The organism is Oleiphilus sp. HI0132, assembly GCF_001635845.1.
In genome coordinates this window covers 1-959 of record NZ_LWGJ01000493.1, presented here as the reverse complement: position 1 = coordinate 959, position 959 = coordinate 1, and the positions used below count along the sequence as shown (strand labels likewise).

Annotated in this window: 2 protein-coding genes; both read right to left on the bottom strand. The window is 43.1% G+C overall.

The genetic code is table 11. The annotated features are described in order from the left end of the window. Positions 1 to 328, bottom strand: a 328-nt coding sequence (locus A3766_RS05985; protein ID WP_304440930.1) for a flavoprotein, incomplete at its 3' end; no start/stop codon positions are given. A gap of 207 nt (positions 329 to 535) precedes the next feature. Continuing rightward, on the bottom strand, positions 536 to 745 hold the full coding sequence (locus A3766_RS05980; RefSeq protein ID WP_068641913.1) for a cold-shock protein: 210 nt from the start codon (positions 743 to 745) through the stop codon (positions 536 to 538). Positions 746 to 959 lie beyond the last annotated feature (214 nt).

Here is a 959-nt window from a genome sequence, read left to right as displayed (position 1 = left end):
TAAGCAAGTCGCCCGCCATACCTTGAGCATATCTCGCTAAAAAGTCAGCTGTGGCTGGAGCAACCAAGATAAGATCTGGCCATTTTGCCAGTTCAATGTGACCCATTCCTGCTTCTGCATCGGAGTCTAACAGTTCAGTTTGGACGGGGTTACCAGACAAAGCCTGCAGGCTAAGTGGGGTAATAAATTGCTGAGCTCCCCTACTCATCACAACACGTACTTGTGCGCCAGCCTTAACGAGCTGCCTGCACAGGTCTGCAGATTTGTAAGCTGCGATACCGCCGGTTATCCCAAGTAATATCTTTTTGCCGCTCAGTTTGGAGCTCATACCTACTTCCCTTCACGATAAAAGCGAAAAGATACCACTCATAGCCCTCGATTTCACGCTAAACCAAGAGTTTATTAGGAGTTCGGCGTCAAGCACTCTCATGCGAACTGCTCACTCTGCATTTTTTACAGGCAAAAAAAAGAGCGCTAAAAAGCGCTCTTTTTCAATAAGCTGATACCACGAGGGTAGCATGCTCATCGAGAGAAATTACATAGGAGTAACGTTCTCAGCTTGTGGACCTTTCTGACCAGTACCAACTGTAAATTCTACAGNCTGACCTTCAGCAAGAGTCTTGAAGCCATCAGATTGAATAGCGCTGAAGTGTACAAACACGTCTGGGCCATTTTCCTGCTCGATGAAACCAAAACCTTTAGATTCGTTGAAAAACTTAACTTTACCAGTAACTCTATCTGACATAATCATATCCTGACTAAAAAACTAAAACATAAAATCGCCGAAAAACTGGATATAACTTATGCTTACCGGGTTGAACACTATTACTAGCAAGTCTAAACACAGAACATAAAAAAATAGCCGGGCTTTCTAGGCTGCCTGCAGTATACTCTATTAAATCTTAAATACAAACCTCATACATAAAGAGTCACAAAAAGTAAACATTCCCTACCGCCTA